This window comes from Kitasatospora sp. NPDC057738 (genome assembly GCF_042798815.1).
Classification (GTDB): Bacteria; Actinomycetota; Actinomycetes; order Streptomycetales; family Streptomycetaceae; genus Kitasatospora; species Kitasatospora lactacystinica.
This window is the reverse complement of the sequence record NZ_JBHVJT010000004.1, coordinates 56,092-72,466: the sequence shown is the minus strand read 5'-3', so window position 1 is coordinate 72,466 and position 16,375 is coordinate 56,092. Positions and strand designations below refer to the sequence as shown.

Genomic DNA, 16,375 nt, shown 5'->3' with positions numbered 1-16,375 from the left:
TGGAGGCGGGCGCGCCGCCCGGCCCGTCAGCGCTGCCGGGGCCGGGCCACCAGGAGCGCGATGTCGTCCTCGGCGGCCCGGGCCGGCGGCGGGGCGAGGGAGCGCAGGACGGAGTCGAGCAGGTCGTCGAGGTCTCCGGCGGCGGGCAGCCGCAGCGCCGCGAGCCGCTCCAGCGAGACGTCGATGTCCTCGCCCCGGCGCTCGACCAGGCCGTCGGTGTAGAGCAGCAGGGCCTGCTCCGGCAGGAGCGGGTGGGCGGTCTGCTCGTAGCCGCCGAGACCGGTGCCGAGCGGCGGGCCGGTGGGGACGCGCAGCAGCTCGGTCGGCCGGCCGGGGGTGATCAGGGCGGGTGGCAGGTGGCCCGCGCTGGAGAGGGTCCAGCGGCCGCGGCCCGGGTCGGCGAGGGCCAGTAGGCAGGTGGCCGGGCGGGCGGAGTCGTCGGCGGAGATGATGTTGTCGAGCTGACGCAGGATCCGGTGCGGGGGCAGGTCCATCCCGGCGAGGTCGCGCAGTGCCGAGCGGTAGTGGCTCATGTCGACGGCGGCCTCGACGCCGTGCCCCATGACGTCGCCCATGGCGAGCAGGGTGCGCCCGAACGGCAGCCGGACCGTCTCGAACCAGTCGCCGCCGACCACCGAGGCGCTCCCGGAGGGCAGGTAGCGGGAGGCGAGGACGAGGTTCTGGTGCGGGTTGCCGGGTTCGCTCAGCAGCGCCCGCTGGAGTTCGAGGGCGATTCCCTGGGAGCGGGCGAAGCGCCGGGCGTTGTCGAGGGCGGTGGCGGCGCGGGCGGCGAGGTCGCCGAGCAGGGCGGCCTCGTCGGGGGTGAAGGCCGGGCCGGCGGCGGTGCGGCCGAGGGTGAGCAGCCCGATCAGGCGGCCCCGGGCGGCCAGCGGCAGGACCAGCAGCGAGGCCGTACCCGCCGGACAGCTGTCCTCGGGGCCGGGCTCGGTGAGCACGGCGACACCGCCGGCCAGGCTGCGGGCGGCGGCCGAGCCCTCCCGGTGGCGGATCGATTCTCCTGACCGGGGCAGCTCGGCGAGGGCGGCGGCCAGCGCGGGCACGGACCGGGCGCCGGCGCGGCGCAGCCGCTGGGGCGTGCCGTGGCCGGCCCGGGCGGGTTCGGCCTCGGGCGGCAGCAGGTCCACGACGGCGAGTTCGGCGAGCCGGGGCACGGCGAACGCGGCGAGCTCCGCGCCGGTGGTGGCGATGTCGAGGGTGGTGCCGATCCGTTCGGTGGCGGCGTCCAGCAGGGCGAGCCGGGCCCTGGCCCGTTCCAGCTCGCGCAATTGGTCGCGGGCGGGGTCGGGGTCGTCCAGGACGACGACGACCACCCCGGTGGTCCGCCCGGAGCGCCGCAGCGCCCGGTAGCGCACCCGCAGGCCGGGCGGCACGGGCGCGCCCGCCCCGTCCGGGCCTCCGGTGGCGTGCTCGCGGGCGAGGCCGTCGGCGAGCACCCGGCGCAGGATGCCGAGGGCCCCGGCGAAGGCGGTGGTCCCGGCGGCCCGGCCGAGCAGGTCCGCGCGGCGCAGCCCGGTGGCGGTGGTGAACGCCGCGTTCAGGTACTGCCAGCGCAGGCGCTCGTCGAGCAGCGCGACGCCGACGGGGGCGGCGGCCAGGACCTCGCGGAGCCGCTCCGGATCGTCGCCGCCGCTGTCACCGCCGCTGTCACCGCCGGTGATCGCGCCGAGCCGGGCGGCGAGGGCCGCCGCGGTCGCCGCCAGGGACCGGGTGTCCGGTGTCGCGGGCCGCGGACCCTCTGCTCGGTTGCCGTGCCGGAAGTGCATACGCCCATGATCACGCGCCCGCGCGCGGCACGCCCACAGGTGGGTGAAACGTTGACCGGCCGGAGACGGTGCTGTAACGGAACGCTCGGACGGCTCGGACGGCTGTGGGGCCGACCGCGGCGGACATCCGCGCGGACTCCGTGCCGCGTACGGATACGGCAGGCGAACGCCGGATGATCTCCGGTCATACTTGGGCGGCGGCGCCCGACCCCGGACGCCGCGGGCCGGGCCGGGCCCACCCGGCCGTACCGACCCGGCCGCACCGCCCCGGCCCGCGCCCGAAGACCCAGACCGGAGGAACCCGATGAGCCCCCACCAGCCGACCAGTCGCCCGGCGGCCGGGGCCCCCGGGGTGCCGTGGAACCGGCAGCGGCTGCGCAGCAACAACGAGTGGCTCCTGCTGGAGCTGCTGCGCACGGGCGGCGGCTCCTCACGCGCCCAGCTGGCCCGGGACACCGGGCTGTCCAAGCCGACGGTCTCGGCCGCCCTGGCCGAGCTGGAGCGGGCGGGCCTGGTCCGGGAGGCCGGGCGGCTGGCCCCCGAGCGGGGCCGCACCGCCGTGCTGTACGAGGTCGACCCGACGGCCGGGCACGTGCTCGGCGTGGACATCGGCCGGGCCCGGCTGCGGGTGGCGGTGGCCGACCTGGCCGGGACGGTGATCGCCCGCCGGGACGTCGCCAACCGGGGCCGCTCGGCGAACGCCGTCGCGGACGCCGTGGTCGCCGCCGCGCACGAGGCGATCGCCGAGGCGGGCCTGGCCGCCGGGGACATCGTGCACGCGGTGATCGGCACCCCGGGGGTGTGGGACGAGCAGCGGCGCGGGGTGCGCTACGCCAGCAGCCTGCCCGGCTGGGGCAGGCCGGGACTGTTCGACCGGATAGGGGAGGGCCTGGGAACGGCCGTCTCGGTGGCCAACGACGCCAACCTGGCGGCGCTCGGCGAGTACACACTGGGTGCCGGCCGGGGCAGCCGGATGTTCGCGTACCTGCTGGTCGGCACCGGCCTCGGGCTCGGTGTGGTGAAGGACGGCGAGCTGCTGCTCGGCGCCCACGGCGCGCTGGGCGAGATCGGCCTGGTCCCGCTGCCCGGGCGGTCCGGCGAGCCGGGCGCGACCATCGAGCAGGACGCCGCCGCGGACGCCGTGGTGCGTGCAGCCCGGGACTTCGGGCTGGACGGGGAGTCCGCGACGCGGCAGCTGACGGCGAAGCAGGTGTTCGAGCGGGCCCGGGCCGGGGAGCCCGCGGCGGTCCGGGCGGTGGAGCGGGAGGCCGAGCGGCTCGCCTACGCGGTGGCCGTGCTGTCGGCCGTCCTGGATCCGGACCTGGTGGTGCTGGGCGGCGGGATCGGCAGCAGCGCCGACCTGCTCCTGGAACCGCTGGAGCAGGCCCTGCACCGGCTCGCCCCGATGCGTCCGACGCTCGCGCCGAGCCTGCTGGGGGAGGAGGCGGTGCTCCTCGGCGCGGTCTCCACGGCGCTGGAGACCGCCCGCCCCGAGGTGTTCGAGCGCCGGACGGCGGGGCTGCGCTGACGGTCGACCGGCGGGGCCGGCCGGGCGGCCGCGGCGTTCGGCTGCCGCATTCGGGCTGTTGCGTTCGGGCTGTTGCGTTCGGCCCGTGGCCGGAAGGTCTCGATCTGCCAACGAGTGGGGGTTCGGTGGACGGTGCGTGTGCGGTTCCTGCTTGAATCGCACGACTCATCCATACGGAACGGAGCGTTCTCCTCCCATGCCTTCACGGATAGCCGGCCGTCGTCGGGCCGGCCTGGCCGGATTCGCCGGACTCGTCCTCACCGTCGGTCTGGCACTGACCGGGTGCGACCCGTCGGCGGCCGACGGCGGTGCCACGGCCTCGGCCACGCCGACCGTCGCCACCACCACGACCGCGGTGACCACCCCGCCGGCGGCGCCCCCCGCCCCGGCCCCGGTCAGCAGCCCGCCGGCCCAGCCGGCCCCCGCGGCGCCGGTGGCCACGCCCCCGCCGGTCGCGCCTCCGGCCCAGCCCAGCGCCCCCGCGCAGCCGCCCGTCACCAAGGCGCCGCAGCCGAAGGTGACCACCGCCCAGCCGCCGACCGACCCGGAGCCTCCGGCGGCGGCCGGCGCCGGCTGCGACATCCGCTCGGCCGCGGGCAACTGCTACGAGGCCGGGCAGTTCTGCCGCACCGCGGACCTGGGCAAGAGCACCCACGAGGCCGGCGGCCGGGTGATCTACTGCCGGATGGTCAGCGGGAAGCCGCACTGGCAGGCCTGAGGCCCGGCGGGCCCGGGGCGCTCCGGGCTCAGGCGCCGATGACGCCCAGGGTGTCCCAGAACAGGTGCTCGTAGGCCTGGAGCAGCAGCCCGTACTCGTGTGCGGCGGCCAGGGTCGGCCCGTCCAGTCGGTCCGGGCCCAGGGCGTCGGCGGCCTGCTGCTCCAGCTCGGGCGCGGGCTGGGCGAAGAAGTCGAAGAACGCGCAGGCCTCGTCGGAGAAGCCGTACCGGCTGCGCAGCGCCTGCGCGATGGTGGCGCAGTAGCCGCCCCAGGCCGCGAAGTTGGCGACCAGGGCGGCGGCCGCCGGGTCGGGGTCGCTGTTCACGGCGAGCCAGGCGAGGAAGTGCGGGTAGGCCTGGCAGCCGGGCAGGGGCGGTCGGGACTCCGGCGCGTCGCGGTCGAGGCCGACGGCGGCGCCGAGCGCGGGCAGGGTGCGCAGCGCGGCGCTCTCGCCCTCGGCCAGGGCGGCGAACCAGGCGCTGACCGGCCGGTCGGCGCTGCGGCCGGCGAGCAGCAGCAGACTGCGGCGGTCGGAGCGGATGATCCGGTGCTGCTGGGCGCAGAGTTCGGCCAGCGCCGAGCGTGGTGCGGTGCCGTCGGCGAGTGCGGTGACCAGCGGCGGGACGGTGTCGCCGGGTGCCAACCGGGCGCGCAGGTCCTGGATCTGGTCGAGGATCGGGTGGTTCACCGGTGCCTCCGGGGTGCGGTACGGTCCGCTGCCATTCCTACCGTCCGACGGTGCCGGTGCGGCGGCGACAGGCCGGGGGCGGCGCCCCTGCCCCTCCCGGCCGGTCCGTGTGCCGGGCCGGGAGCCGGTGGAGCGGGCGACCGCCCCGCACCCGATCCCCCCGGGCCGCACGTCCTACTGCGGGGTGGGGGCGGTCAGCGGGGCGAAGGTCTGTCGGAGGTCGACGACCGTGGTCGGGCCCTTCACCCAGGCGAGAGGGGCGTGGTGCACCCGGACCCCGGCCGGTTCCCGGAGCAGCGCCTCGCCGGCCGCGTTCTGCGGCCACTCCACCGAGCCGGTGGCGGTTCGCGCGGGGATGAGCCAGTAGTCGCCCCGGGTGTACTCGCCGCCCGGTCGGAAGTAGACCTGGACGCCGTCCTCCAGGTCGAGCCAGGCGCCCTCCTGGAGCTGCAGGGCGCCGCCGGCCAGCGGCAGGGTGTTCCGGCCGCGGGGCGCCCGGTGGTCCCAGCGGCGCAGGAACGGGTGACGCTCGGCCGACCGCCCGACCTCCGGCCCCGGTTCGGCGGACAGTCGTACCCGGCGCCCCGGCAGGTCGGTCTCCTCCACCTGGAGCAGGTCCGCCGCCTCGCCCCGGCTGACGTACGCGCTGTCGGCGATTTCGATCCAGTCGCCGACCGAGAGGCTGAGTTTGTCGTCGTCGCCCAGCGTGGTGAGGTCGACCCAGACGCCCTCGATCGAGGCGATCGGCAGGACGACCGAGCCGTTCTCCCGGGACCACTTGAACGTGGCGCAGCCCTCCGCCGAGCCGCCGTGGTGGACCTCCACCCGGTACAGCTGGTTCTCCGGACCCCGGTAGCCGGCCTCGGGGTGGGCCAGGCACGGGTCCTCGCTCACCCGCTCCGGCCGCCGGGCGCGCGCGGCCAGCAGCCCGCCCGGCCGCTCGTGCGCGTCGGCCCACGTGTCGAAGGCCTCCCGCACCCGGGACGCCCCGCCGTCCGGAACGCTCAACTCCGAGGCGGGAAGGGTGAGTACCTGCCAGACGAGCTTGGCCCGGGCCGCCGTGTCGGGCATCGCCGCACCGAGCGCCACCTCGCGGATCTCCGGGTCCTCGACGGCGGTGACGCTGCGCTCCCAGACCTTCAGGTAGACCAGGAACGGGAACTCGCCGGGCAGCCGGTCGCCGTCGCGCTCCTGGTCCCGGTAGGCGTCCGGCTGGTCCCAGTACGTCCAGCCGGCGGGCGCCTCCCGGGCGTCGTCGCCGTCGCCCTGGCCGCCGTCGTCGGGCACGGCGATGCCGGGCTCGGGCCGGTCGGCCTCGCACAGGATGCCGTCCACGTAGTAGCGGCCGCCGCCGATGGTGAGGTCGTCCACGTCGTGGCTGCCCGGCACGTAGCCGATCGCGAATCCCGCCGCCCCGGCCGGTCCGCCGCGGCGGCCGATCAGGTCGGCGGCGAGCGTGCGCAGCTGGTACCGCTCGATCGCCGCCTGCTCGTTGGCGTCGGCGTCGAGCTGGACCCGGCCCTGCTGGGTCAGTACCGCGGAGTAGTGCTTGCCGGGCCGGAAGGTCAGGCGCGAGAAGTCTGCGTGCACGGTTTCCCTTTCGGAGTCATCGGGGCGGGTCAGGAGACGAAGAAGATCCCGGCGTCGGTGCCGGCCGGGGTGTACTCGGCCAGCCGCGCCCGCAGGTTGTCCTCGCGCTGGGGCTGGAACAGGTCGTGGAAGGCGCCGAGTTCGGAGCGGTCCTCGGCGCCGCGGGTGATCTCCGGGGCGCACCCGGCGGCCAACTGCCCGTAGCCGGGCGTGCCGTAGCGGAGGCTGGTGAACAGCGGGCGGACCCGCTCGGCCTCCAGCTCGCGCAGCCGGGCGGCCTGCGCCGGGTCCAGCTCGCCGCGCTCGACCAGCTCGGTCACCGCCGAGCGCACCAGGTCGGGTTGGCACTCGTACCGGCGCGGGGTGCGCGAGCCCGGTGGGACGTAGCAGAACCGCAGGCAGCCGAGCGAGCGGCGGGCCGTCCGCAGCCGCCCGGTGAACACGCAGTCCTCGGCGATCGGCACCGCGTGGGTGTGCACCTCGCCGACCACCGTGGAGCGGTGGGCGTGCAGCAGCGCGTGGGCGTGTTCGCAGTCGGGCCCGGAGAGCGCGGGCTGCTCGGGTCCGGTGGCGTCCAGGATGCTGTCGGCGAGGTGGATCTCCAGCGGGTCGGTGTCCACCTCGTCGCCGACGACCTGGATCGTGCCCAGGATGCTGCGCTCGATCGTCACGCAGGCGGTGGTGTGGTCCAGCACGAGGCTGGGCTCCTGCGGCGAGTGCGGCTCGCAGTGCGGCTCCAGCGACCAGCCCGGCACCAGGGTGCAGTGCCGCAGGGTGACGGAGGCCAGCGGTCCGGTGACGTTGACCCCGCGACCGGTGATCAGCAGCCCGTCCAGGACCAGCCGCCCGCCCGGGCAGACGCCCCGCACGTTGAGCGCGTCCGGCCGGTTGCTGTACCAGTCGAGCAGCCGGATCACCGGCCGGGTGCCCTCGGCGGCGCGCAGTTCGAGGCGGTCGTCCTCCGCCAGGTCGAAGTCCAGCTGTTCCTGGTAGGCGCCGCTGTGGGTGATCTCGATGACGGCGGCGCCGCCCGCGCTGCCGTCCTCCTGGTCGGCGCGCCACTGCTGGTAGGCGTCGTTGATCCGCTCGTGCGGCCCGCCGGGGCCGACCCGGTAGAGCGCCCGGTGCCGGGCCTCCGGGCGGTCGCGCGGGTACTCCCCGCCGCCGGTGTCGTCGCCGAACGCGTGGTGGTAGTCGACCCGGACGCCGCGGCGCGGGGCGGAGCGGGCGCCGAAGGCGATCCGGCCGAGCACCGGGTCGACGGCGACCTGGCCGCGCTTGGGGCGGTACGTCCAGTCGCTCAGGTCGGCCACCGTGATCTCGGCGGGCGGGACCGGCTCCTGGGCGCCGTCGCGCCAGATGGCGAAGCTCTTGCCGGGTCCGTAGTAGTCGGCCAGGCGCTCGGCGAGCTGCCGGCGCCGGATCGGGGCCGGCGCGTTGTCGAGCGCCGCGAGGTGGGTGGTCGACGGCTCCGGTTCGGGTTTGGTGACCAGCTGGGCGTCGTTGCCGAGGACCGAGAAGGTGAAGAGGTTCCTGGCCCGGTCGATGCAGTAGGCCGGCGCCCGGGTGACCGGGTACGGCTTCAGCCGCCAGACGTACAGGGCGACCCCGGCCGGCGTGTAGCCGCCCTGGCGGCGGGTGGAGGCGGCCCGGCGGACGTCGGCGGTGTGCGCCTGCCCGTCGAAGGGCCCGCCGAGCAGGTCGAGTTCGGCGCCGCGCCGCACGTCGACCAGCCGGCCCCGGCTCAGCCGCCGGCGGTCGGCCGCCTCCTCGTCGGGGCGCAGCAGCCGCACCGGCTGGGTGCCGCCGAGCAGCCGGGAGAGCTCCACCGCCCGGGCCGGCCAGTCGGCGACAGAGGCGGACAGCTCCTCCAGCAGGGCGAGCGTGCCCTTGCGCCGGCGGTGGGCGACGGTGTTCGCGACGTCGTGCCGCGGCGCCAGCCGGGCGGCGAGCCGGTCGCGGGCCGCGACCCGCTCCGGGGAGGCCCCGCCGTGCAGGCCGGTGGCGAGCACCTCCTCGTAACCGGGCAGGATCCGGTAGCCGACCAGGTCGCCGAGGTAGGCGACGGCCCAGTCGGCGGCGGTCTCGACGAACCAGTCCTGGTAGCCCTGTTCGATGCCGCTGCGCACGACGTCGACCTGCTCGGCGATGACGGCCAGCAGGGCGCGCAGCGGCTCGCCCGCCTCGGCGTCGCGCAGCCGGTGCCACTGCGGCAGCAGCTCCAGCAGTCCGTCCGGGTCGCGGCTCATCGGACGCACCTCTCGACGATTCGCTCTTCCCCGGCCGCCGGCCGGGGGGACCCCCGTCGCTCACTCATGCGCGGATCTCCTTGAGGATCAACGTGTCGGGAAGATTCGGTGACAGCAGGGCGAGTTGGGCCGGACGGATGCCGCGGAACACCGTCACCACGCGGCCGGCCGGAAGCGGGCGGGTGTCGGTGACCGCCGGGTTGAGGCGCAGCAGCTCCGCGACGGAGATGCCGTTGCGGGCGGCGATGTCGGTGAGGGTCTCCCCGTCGGGGTCCCGCACCCGGTAGCGCTGCTCGTCGAAGCGGGCGAGCCGGGCCGGGACGGTCGGCTGCGGCTGCGCGAGCTGCTCGGACAAGTGCTCCAGGCCCTCCGGGGTGAGGCTGCCGGGCACACCGGTGAAGGCGTCGACGTCGACCCGGTCCACGCCGGGGACGGCCTGGGCGACGGCGAGCACCTCGGACAGGTGGGCGCTCTGGCCGAGTTGGCGCCCGGCATAGCCGAGGCGGTCGAGCAGGGCGCGGCGCAGCGCCGGCTCGACCAGGTCCCAGGAGTGGTCCGGGTCGACCTTCACGTTCACGGCGACGATCAGCAGGACGAGTTCGCGCAGCGCGACCTCGACCGGCAGCTTCGGGTCCCCGTACGCGGTGAGCGAGGAGTGCAGGGTGCGGATCAGGTCGGAGTCGGCGGTGAGCGGGATGTCGTCCACCCCGGCCACCGTGACGTGGACGAGCTCCCGCCGGCCGTCCGAGAGCCGGGTGGCGCCGGCGCGCCCGATGCCGGCCCGGGAGCGGGTGAAGTCCTCGTAGTCGGGAACCGAGACCAGCCGGTCGAGTGCCGTGACGGCGAGCGGGATGTTGCGCCTGGCCGGACCCGGGCCGTCCGGGCCGGCGCCGCCGGTGGCGGGCAGCGGGTTGACGACGGCGGAGACGCCGAGCGGGCGGGTGGTGAGCTGGGTGATCCGTCCGGCGCCGACGTTGCCCGACTCGCCGATGCCGATCCGGTAGCGGGCGCGGACGTTCTCCCGGCCGGTGGGCAGGCGCGAACCGTGCACGCCGTCGCCGAAGGTGACGGTGGTGCGGCCGTCGGCCGCCGTCGAGGTGACGTAGACCCGTTCGTCGGCGCCGCGCCCGGCGAGGCTGTCGACCTCGTGCCAGCGCACCCCGTCGACCCGGATCTCCAGGGTGCTGCGCGCGCCCCCGGGGGTGTCGGCGGCCAGCCAGGTGAGCGGCGACTGCCAGAGCGTGAAGCGCTGGCCGGGGACCCCGGCGTCGCCGCTGCCGACGGCCTCGTCGCGCGTGGCCCCCTGGGTGGCGCGGACCACGTTGCCGAGGACCTGGACGGTGTCGCGCCGGTAGCGGTAGGCCAGCGGGGCACTGAGCGTGATCGCGGTGCGGACGGTGTCCCCGGGCAGGTACGGGTCGACGCTCTGCCCGACACCGGCGATCATGGCGAGTTCGGTGCCCCGGACCCCGGTGGTGTTCGGGATGTCGGTCCGCTCGCCGCTGACCGCGATCCATCGGCCGGGGGTCAGCCCGTCGTAGAGCCGGGCGAGTTCGATCCGGTCGCCGTGGACCTCCTCGGTGACGGGCTCGTCGGCGAGCCGCAGCGACTCGCCGCGGGCGTAGACGGTGGTGTCCCGGATGTCCGAGAGCTGGGTGTCCTTCTCGTCCAACCACGGCTGCTGCAGCGACAGTTCGGTCACCTTTCCGGTGATGCCGAAGTCGGCGCGGGAGATCACGCGCACGTCGGTCACCCGGGTGATGACCTCGGCGAGGTCGCGGCTGCCCGGGATGCCGCCGTCGATCCCCTTGCGCGGGCGCTGGATGACCACCCAACTGCCGGGCGCGATCTGGTCGTAGACGGCGTCGAGGGTGAGGACCGTGCCGGAGACCGGCTGCAGCTTGGTGGTGAACACCACCTCGACCGCGGGCGGCGACTCGTCGGTGGCGGTGTAGCGGTGGACCCGGACGTTCAGCTCGCCGGACTCGCCGGTCTTCTCCTGGCCCGGTTCGAGCTGGTGGTCGAGCGCGGGGCCGGGCCCGCCGTCCACCGTCACGTGGATGCGGCCGTCGGCCTGCGGGCGGGACACGAAGACGGTGCGTTCGGGCAGTTTGGCCAGGAACCTGGCGCTGACCCCGGCCTCCTGGTCGGGAGCGGGCACCGCGGCGCGCACGGCGGCGGCGTGCGGGTTCGGCGTCGGTGCCGGCGGCTCGGTGGTGACCACCTTGACCTGTCCGGGGCCGAGGGTGAAGGTGTGGTCCCACGGCAGCGAGAAGCCGTCGTGCGTCAGGCTGCCGGCCTCGACGTACGTGAAGTCGGCGGTCCTCGGGACGGTGCCGGCGGTGTCGAAGCCGATCCGGACTCCGATCAGCGTGCTGCCGGCGAGCGGCCAGTCCACGTAGCGGTCGATCCGGCCGTCGTTGCCGTAGACGGGCTTGAGCGGCGCGGTGGCGCCGAACGGGGTGGCGACCACCCGCATCGCCTGGATCTCGTGCACGGCGAGCGGCACCGTCAGGTCGACCCGCCGCCAGGCGGGGTAGAGGCCGTCGCGCAGCCGGGGGTCGAGTGCGGACAGCAGCTGCACGCCGAGGTCCGAGCCGGGCGCGAACAGGCGCTGCGGGTCGCGGGTGAGGTCCCGGGCGCTCAGCGGGGGCCGGGTGGGGGCGGTGCGCAGCGCCGCCAGCACCGAGCCGAGCCCGCGGACGGCCGGGTCGGCGGCTCCGGTGCCGGGAGGGTTCGGCCCGGGCTTGTCGGGGGCCTGCGGCGGCTCCAGCTGGTGGGCGCGGTCGCGCAGGCCGGACAGCTCCTCGCCGAGGCGTCCGAACCAGTCGGCCACCGGCTGCTGGGAGTGCGCCAGTTCGGCGGCCTCGGCCGCCCGGGCCATCACCGGGGTGAGCCGTTCGGCGAAGTCGGCCGGGGTGCTCAGCGGGCCGGACGGTCGGTCGAGGTCGGCGCGCAGCGGGGCCAGTACCTGGTCGTCGAAGTCCCGGATGATCCGGCTGTGCCCGGGCCTGGGATTCGGGGCGCCCTCGGAGACGGTGATCCGGTCCGCCAGTTCGGCGCGCAGGTCCTTGAGGGTGCGCAGGTCCCGGGGCAGCCCGATCACCGTGACGTCGTTCTCGCGGTCGAGCCGCACCTCGGGCACCAGCCGCATCACCCGGTGGACCGGGTCGGCGGCCTTGTCGGCGCTGAAGACGAACAGCAGCCGGTCGCCGGGCTTGATGTTGTTGGCGGTCCCGGCGGCGAACAGCTCGGCCCGCCCGCCGGGGTTCAGCTGTCCGGGTGTCAGCTGGTACGGGCGGCGGCGCAGCACGGCCAACTCGTTCCAGGCCGAGCGGGCGGCGAGGTCCTCGGCGGTCTCGAAGGACTGCGGGTCCTCGCCGGGGCCGGGGACGCTCTGGCTGCGGGCGCCGCGCGGGACGACGACGGTCGGGTCCTCGGCGGCCCGCGGGTCGTGGTCGAGGGTGTAGGCGAGGTAGGTGTCGGCGGCCACGCCGGGCCGGGGCCGGTGCCCGACGAGGCGGCCGAGGAGGGTGAGCGACTCCTCCTCGACGGCGGTGCGCAGGTAGCCCTCGTTGGCGATCCGCTCCGAGTAGAAGGTGAGCACGTCGGCGAGCACGGCCCAGGAGTCCAGCAGCGCGATCGCCGGGTCGTCCGGGGTGCGGACGGTCAGGTCGCGCAGCGCCGGGTAGGCGGGGCCGGACAGCCGAGCGAGCAGGCTGTCGAGGAACTCCCCGTAGCGGCCGACCCGGTAGCCGATGGCGTCCAGCCCGGGCGGGTTGAACAGCGGGGCCGGGGTCGCGGTGGCGGTGCCCGAGCAGCCGCAGGTGCACTGGCCGTTCATCGGCCGCCTCCGATCACGATCGAGAGCCGGCCGTTCTCCGGCCGGTCGGGGTCGTTGTCGCAGCCGGCGATCTCCAGCGCGCCGAGCCGCAGCAGCCCGTCGGCCAGCTCGCCGTCGTCCCGCCCGAACTGCCGCCGCAGCCGGGTGACCCGGGCGCTGACCACGCCCGGCACGGCGGCGGCGACGGCGACCAGCCGGGAGACCCGGACCGGCTCGCCGAAGCCCAGCGCGTCCGGGTGGAAGAAGCCGAGCCGTCCGTCCGGCAGGGCGCGGCTGCCCAGCACCCGGCGCAACTCGGCCAGCACGTGGCCGCGTTGGTGACCGGGGGCGGCGCAGACCTGCAGTTCGAGGTCGAGCGGTACCACCAGGGCGGGGCGGACGACCAGGTCGTGGCCGATCCGGCGGTACGCCTCCAGGCCGTCGCCGACCGCCGCCAGCAGGACGGTGTCGGCGGTGGCCTGCCCGTACGGCTCGACGGCGACGTGGACCTCCTGGACGCTGCCGGTCCAGCGGAGTTCGGCGGCGGCCCGCCGGACGCCCGGCAGGGCTGCGGCCAGCTCCGCGTAGTCGGCGGCGGTGACGGCGCGCAGCCGGGTGCGGCTCAGCGCGAGCGGGGCCGACTGCCGTACCTGGTCGAGGGGTTCGGGATCGGTGCCGCCGCTCGCGGGCATCGGGTTGCGGACCCGGAGCAGCGCGTCCTGCGGCGGTGTGACGGTGCTGCGTCCCTTCGCGTGGGGCGGCTGGTCCCGGCAGACCACCAGGTGGTTGACGGCCTCCGCGCCGACGTTGCCGGCTGTGCCGTTGCCGATCCGGTAGGCGACCCGCAGCTCCGCGCCGGGCCGGGGCGGCTGACCGTGCCGCCCGTCGCCGAAGCGCAGCGCGAGGCGGCCGTCGTCCTCCGGCTCGCCGACGAAGTGCCGGTCGCGCGGGCCGTCCGGGAGCAGGTCCCGGCGGGGCGTCCACTCCTGGCCCCCGGCGGTGGCCCGGACGGCCGGCAGTGCGGCACGGGGGTCCTGGACGGCGATCCCGGACGCCGGGCCGGCCGACGCGGGGGAGTCGGGGTCGAGCCCGGAGGCGTAGCGGCCGCCCCAGCTCTGGGCCACCTCCCAGACGCCGGGCCGCCGGAGCACCCCGCCGGCGCGGGCCCGGGCGGTGAGCACGTCGAGGCGGCGCAGCTTGGCGGCGAGCAGGCGGGTGCGGCGGGCCAGCAGTTCGCGCAGTCCGGCGGCGGGCCGCTCCGCGAGGCGCAGCTCGTGCACCGACTGGGCCCCGAACAGCACGGTCAGTTCGGCGAGTTCGGCACGGGAGAGGGGGTGGCCGCAGTCCGCCCGGTGCCACATCTCCTCCAGCCGCTGCCGGACCCGTTCGGGGATGCCGGCGAGCAGGACGGCCTGCCGGGCGCAGACGTGTGCCCGGTCCGGGTAGGCGGCCGCCTGGGTGACCGGCGCGTAGCGCAGCACCGGGCGGAAGGGCTGCGGCAGGACGGGGTAGCGGGTCTGGTCGAGCAGCGTCTCCAGCGTCGCCGCCTGGGCGTCGGCGGTGGGCGGCTCGACCGCGGTGCCCTGGCCGTCCTCGCCCTCCGCGCTCGCGCCCGGCGCGAGCTGGATGCTCAGCCCGGCCCGCCGCACCGCCGCCTCGCCGAGCAGCGCGTACAGCTCGCGGACCTGTCGCGGGCCGAGCTGGCGGCCGGTCCTGGTCCGGTCGAGCAGTTCGTGGATCGCCTCCGCCGCGGGGCTGCCCGGGACGCGGTCCGCGCAGCCGGACCCGCCCGGACCGCAGGACGCCACCCGGACCGGCTCCGGCGGCACGGTGAAGGTCTCCGGGGCTCCGCCGCAGAAGGTGAGCGAGCGGCCGTGGTCGACCAGCACGACGTTGCCGCGGGCGACGCTCACGTCGGGGATCGGGCCGCAGTCGCTCCCGCCGCGCGCGGACAGGCAGACCGGGAAGGTGAGCGCGTCCTCCGGCGCCCACTCGACCTCGACCACGGGCTGCTCGTACAGCTCGTCGACCAGGTGGGTGACCGAGGTGAGCCGGACGGCCTGGCGGTGCGCGGGGTCGGCGTCGGCGGCGGCGCCGGTGCGCGGGCCGAGCACCTCCTCGACGATCAGGAGGTCGCCGGGGCGCAGCGCCAGGTGCCGGGTGCGGTCCTCCGGCCGGTCGGCCTCGTGCCAGTCGTCGCGCAGGGTGGCGGAGGTCGCGCCCGTCGGCAGGACGCAGTCCTGGTCGCCCCAGGTCCAGAACCGGATGGTGTTGTGCGCGGGGTGCAGCACCAGGTCCGTTCCGCCGAGCGGCTCGAACACCTCGACCGCCGCGGTCCGGGTGAGCGCGTCCAACTGCTCGTCGGGGATCACCGTGGACAGTTCCGGGCGTTCCTGCGGGCCGAGCCGGCTGACGTCGACGGCGGCGAAGCGGAAGGTGCCGGGGTGGAGGGTGAGCGGGCGGTCCGTCGCCAGGGTGACGAACGCCCGGGCGTTGCAGCCGTCGTGCACGGCGTAGTCGATCAGCCGGACGTGCCGGCGTACCGACACCCGGCGCCGGGCCGTGTCGAGGTACGCCTCGGTGGCCACCGCGTCCTGCTGGTAGGAGAGTTGGTCGGCGGTGTAGGCGAGCAGCTCGACCAGGGTGACGCCGAGGTCGGGCAGGTGCCGCTCGGTCCAGCCGGGGGCGGTCAGGCTCATCCGGTCCAGCACGAGCCGCCGCAGGCTCTCGTAGTCCCGGGCGGTGCGGTCGATGACCGGGGCCGGTCGGACGGCGGGCGGGCAGTCCTCCTCGGTGCGGCAGTCGTAGGGGGAGGGGCACTCGGCGTCGAAGGAGAACCCGGTGCTCGCGTACCTCGGGTCGAAGCCCGGGTACGGGCGGGGGCCCGGCCGGCCGTGGGCGTCCGCCTCGACCACGGTCAGTCGGTAGCGGGAGGTGTCGCCGGTGCGGTCGAGGGTGACGTGCATCCGGTCGTCCAGCTCCGGGTCGTCCGCGCGCTCGATGTCGACCGCGACGGCGCGCAGGCCGGTGATCCGCCGGCCGCCGTCGACGCGGATGTTCTCCGGGCCCAGTTCCTGCGGCGCCCGGCCGAGGAAGGTCACGCTCAGCGTGCGCCGGTCGTCCTCCAGCTCGGCGCCGTCCACGCCCAGCAGGTGCGCCGCGCGCACGTCGGCGCGCCGCAGTTCCGTCCCGCACCGTGCCGTCGGACGTTCGGATCGCCCGGTCATGCCGCCACCCCGCCCTCGAAGACGTCCTGCCGCTGGGTACCGGTCCGGCGCACGACGTACGCCAGCTCGACCCGCACCACGTTGTCCTCGCTCTCCACGTCGAGCGCGGCGACCTCGATGACGTCGCCGAGCCACCGCTGCAGCGCCGCCTGGACGGACAGTTGCAGGGTGGCCGCCAGCTCCGGGCTGTTCGGCGCGAAGACCAGGTCGAGCAGTCCGCAGCCGAAGTCCGGGTGCATGACCCGCTCGCCCGGGCTGGTGAACAGCAACTGCTCGATCAGGTCGCGCACGTGGTCGTCGTACGCCGCCTCGGCGGTGCGTCCGCGGCTGTCGATCCGGAACGGGAACGCGATGTCCGTCCGGGCCGGGCCGGGCAGCGGAGCCGTCGGCCGGGCGCCGGGCCCGTCGAGCTGTGCGGTGCTCGTCGGGGTGCTCATACCCCCACCGCCCGCTGCTGGACGACGGTCACGACCGGCGGCCCCTGCGGGACCTGCTCGGCGCTCTGGCACAGCCCGACGGCGGACTGCGGCAGCGCGGGGGAGCCGTTCACCCGGATCCGGGCGGACGGCACCACCCAGCGGATCGTGACGCAGGGCTGGGGCTTTCCGGCCACGGTGAACGGGCAGCCGGTCACGGTGTACAGGTCGGCCGTGCTGGTGACGGCCTGGCCGGCGACCAGCACCCGGGCCTGGGCGGGCAGGGCCGTCGCCTGGGCGCCGTGCGGGCAGGTCACCGTCGCATTGACGTGCAGCAGATTTCCGGGCACGA

Annotated in this window: 10 protein-coding genes; 2 read left to right on the top strand and 8 right to left on the bottom strand. The window is 76.1% G+C overall.

What is annotated here, in order from left to right; genetic code table 11:
• Positions 1 to 26 precede the first annotated feature (26 nt).
• On the bottom strand, positions 27 to 1,784 hold the full coding sequence (locus ACFVGO_RS03320) for a SpoIIE family protein phosphatase (protein WP_380630757.1): 1,758 nt from the start codon (positions 1,782 to 1,784) through the stop codon (positions 27 to 29).
• Positions 1,785 to 2,088: 304 nt separating this feature from the next.
• On the opposite strand from ACFVGO_RS03320, the gene ACFVGO_RS03315 reads away from it, so the two are divergent.
• Both ACFVGO_RS03315 and ACFVGO_RS03310 read left to right on the top strand, forming a co-directional pair.
• Positions 2,089 to 3,312 carry an ROK family protein gene (locus ACFVGO_RS03315; protein ID WP_359900748.1) on the top strand — a complete coding sequence of 408 codons (1,224 nt, stop codon included), beginning with the start codon at positions 2,089 to 2,091 and terminating at the stop codon, positions 3,310 to 3,312.
• A gap of 196 nt (positions 3,313 to 3,508) precedes the next feature.
• Positions 3,509 to 4,030 (top strand): hypothetical protein, encoded by a 522-nt coding sequence (locus ACFVGO_RS03310; protein ID WP_359900751.1) that lies wholly within the window; start codon positions 3,509 to 3,511, stop codon positions 4,028 to 4,030.
• Between the two features lie 28 nt (positions 4,031 to 4,058).
• Here the strand turns inward: ACFVGO_RS03310 and ACFVGO_RS03305 are convergent, their stop codons facing one another.
• The 7 genes from ACFVGO_RS03305 to ACFVGO_RS03275 all read right to left on the bottom strand — a co-directional run bounded on the left by ACFVGO_RS03305 (position 4,059) and on the right by ACFVGO_RS03275 (position 16,373).
• On the bottom strand, positions 4,059 to 4,718 hold the full coding sequence (locus tag ACFVGO_RS03305; RefSeq protein ID WP_380630756.1) for a transcriptional regulator: 660 nt from the start codon (positions 4,716 to 4,718) through the stop codon (positions 4,059 to 4,061).
• A 174-nt stretch (positions 4,719 to 4,892) separates the two neighbouring features.
• The gene (locus ACFVGO_RS03300) at positions 4,893 to 6,308 is read right to left on the bottom strand and encodes a DUF6519 domain-containing protein (protein ID WP_380630755.1); all 1,416 of its coding nucleotides are present in this window, start codon (positions 6,306 to 6,308) and stop codon (positions 4,893 to 4,895) included.
• A gap of 29 nt (positions 6,309 to 6,337) precedes the next feature.
• Entirely contained in the window at positions 6,338 to 8,557 is a 2,220-nt protein-coding gene (locus ACFVGO_RS03295) for a hypothetical protein (protein WP_380630754.1), read from the bottom strand.
• A gap of 64 nt (positions 8,558 to 8,621) precedes the next feature.
• The gene (locus ACFVGO_RS03290) at positions 8,622 to 12,401 is read right to left on the bottom strand and encodes a putative baseplate assembly protein (RefSeq protein ID WP_380630753.1); all 3,780 of its coding nucleotides are present in this window, start codon (positions 12,399 to 12,401) and stop codon (positions 8,622 to 8,624) included.
• The gene (locus ACFVGO_RS03285; RefSeq protein ID WP_380630752.1) at positions 12,398 to 15,607 is read right to left on the bottom strand and encodes a putative baseplate assembly protein; all 3,210 of its coding nucleotides are present in this window, start codon (positions 15,605 to 15,607) and stop codon (positions 12,398 to 12,400) included. Before ACFVGO_RS03285 ends, ACFVGO_RS03290 begins: the two co-directional genes overlap by 4 nt.
• The gene (locus ACFVGO_RS03280) at positions 15,604 to 16,044 is read right to left on the bottom strand and encodes a GPW/gp25 family protein (protein ID WP_359900769.1); all 441 of its coding nucleotides are present in this window, start codon (positions 16,042 to 16,044) and stop codon (positions 15,604 to 15,606) included. The genes ACFVGO_RS03285 and ACFVGO_RS03280 overlap by 4 nt, the downstream gene beginning before the upstream one ends.
• Complete coding sequence (locus tag ACFVGO_RS03275; protein WP_359900772.1) at positions 16,041 to 16,373, bottom strand: hypothetical protein; 333 nt, start codon at positions 16,371 to 16,373, stop codon at positions 16,041 to 16,043. Before ACFVGO_RS03275 ends, ACFVGO_RS03280 begins: the two co-directional genes overlap by 4 nt.
• Between the last annotated feature and the right edge of the window lie 2 nt (positions 16,374 to 16,375).

Bases quoted from the DNA above. Each gene is read 5' to 3' on its own strand.
- ACFVGO_RS03290 (WP_380630753.1), bottom strand. From the start codon at position 12,401: ATGAACGGCCAGTGCACCTGCGGCTGCTCGGGCACCGCCACCGCGACC.
- ACFVGO_RS03280 (WP_359900769.1), bottom strand. From the start codon at position 16,044: ATGAGCACCCCGACGAGCACCGCACAGCTCGACGGGCCCGGCGCCCGG.
- ACFVGO_RS03320 (WP_380630757.1), bottom strand. From the start codon at position 1,784: ATGCACTTCCGGCACGGCAACCGAGCAGAGGGTCCGCGGCCCGCGACA.
- ACFVGO_RS03285 (WP_380630752.1), bottom strand. From the start codon at position 15,607: ATGACCGGGCGATCCGAACGTCCGACGGCACGGTGCGGGACGGAACTG.
- ACFVGO_RS03310 (WP_359900751.1), top strand. From the start codon at position 3,509: ATGCCTTCACGGATAGCCGGCCGTCGTCGGGCCGGCCTGGCCGGATTC.
- ACFVGO_RS03295 (WP_380630754.1), bottom strand. From the start codon at position 8,557: ATGAGCCGCGACCCGGACGGACTGCTGGAGCTGCTGCCGCAGTGGCAC.
- ACFVGO_RS03315 (WP_359900748.1), top strand. From the start codon at position 2,089: ATGAGCCCCCACCAGCCGACCAGTCGCCCGGCGGCCGGGGCCCCCGGG.